At 64.8% G+C, this 1,488-nt stretch carries 1 protein-coding gene; it reads right to left on the reverse strand.

From position 1 onward, the window contains the following. Positions 1 to 83: 83 nt before the first annotated feature. Positions 84 to 413 (reverse strand): hypothetical protein, encoded by a 330-nt coding sequence (locus BRAS3809_RS34385; RefSeq protein ID WP_008963355.1) that lies wholly within the window; start codon positions 411 to 413, stop codon positions 84 to 86. Positions 414 to 1,488: the final 1,075 nt, after the last annotated feature.

A 1,488-nucleotide genomic window follows, 5' to 3' on the forward strand; every position in this document is an offset into this window, starting at 1 on the left:
AGCAGTCGTCAAATGCGCTAGCCCTCCTCCTGCAGAAGAGGAGGGCTGAGATGCGAAAGCAGCGAAGTCAGAGAGGCCTGCGACTAATCCTCGTCGTCCCAGCCCGCCCGGCCGTAGCCGGAGTGGTCGCACGGGCGGTAGCGGTGGGCCGGCACGTAGCTGTAGCGCTCGTAGCCGTAGCCGTCATACGCCGCGTCGCGGTAGTGGGAGCGGTAGACCGGCGCATGCTCGTACGCCTGCGCTTCCGACGCCGCCGCCAGCGCGCCGCCGATGAGAGCGCCGGCCACCAGGCCGCCGAACAGCGCCGCATTGCGGCCGTCATGCGCCTGGGCCGGCGCCGCGCCGGCGAGCAGGGTGGCGGTCACGGCAAGCGCGGCGACGCCGCCAGCGAGAGATGTCTTCAGCGAAACCATGGTCCCCTCCATTGGGAAGTGTGGTGACGATGGAGGTTCTACAGCGCGCGCTTTGAAGCCACCCTGAATGCGACGTTGTCGGCCGTTCACTTTGGCGATTGACTTGGGGGGCTGCACAACGCTCATGGTGCTTCAGGCTAAGCTGCCTGCCCGAAAAAAGGTGTCGTCCCGGCGAACGCCGGGACCCATACCGCGTGATGCATCCGTCGTCCGCGGTGGCTGACACCGAGCGAAACAACAGCGCCCTGTGGCTATGGGTCCCGGCGTTCGCCGGGACGACAGCGGAGATCTGCGAAACGCCAGCGACTCGCAGGGCAGTGTATTCGAAAAAAAATAAATAACTTGCGATTTTTCGAAACTCATGGTTCACTCCCCCCATCCCGTCCCGAGCCGAGCCGAGGGGCGTAGCGCGCGATCGTCACGACACGCGGGGCGGGGAGCGGTGGCCGCGATCATGCCGCAGCGTGAGCGAAAGCTCGTGCGGACGAACGGCATGGCGCGGACGTGAAGTCGTGTGGTCCTGGCCTCCCGGTGCCGAGGTCAAGTGCGCGACGAGGGCTTTGCCCTCGCGCGGACGACGGGGTCAATCAGCCGGTCCCCGAGGAGAGCGCGAGATAAGCGTGAAAACCATCGCGCAGGGAAGGCCGGGTTTGGCTCGGCTGCACCTGTGGTACCTGCCGCCTGCATTTTTGTTAGCAGGCGGGCCGCAGGCGTCAGTCGGCGCCTGGCCTTCCCTGCGCCCTCTGCACGAGAGGGTGAACGATGGGCAAGCCCCGGGCGCGAATTCGCCGCGGGAATGCCGCATCATGTCATTTGCGTTTGCGTCGATGCGACTTACGATGCGGCCTGCGCGCTTGTTGTCGTTGTTGCCAGGCGCCGCTCATTTTGCATTGCACAACACGATGTCGGGCGCCGCTTATTGACTCCTGGCAAGATCGTTATAAAACATAACTATTCTGAACAGGACACAATCGAACGATGGGAAACGCCGACTCCGCCACGCCAGCGGGCGATCCGTCTCTGCTGCAGATCGAACAGCAGGGCGCCGTCCTGACCATCGGGCTCAACCGCCCGG

Source organism: Bradyrhizobium sp. STM 3809 (genome assembly GCF_000239795.1).
In the GTDB taxonomy this organism is placed as follows: domain Bacteria; phylum Pseudomonadota; class Alphaproteobacteria; order Rhizobiales; family Xanthobacteraceae; genus Bradyrhizobium.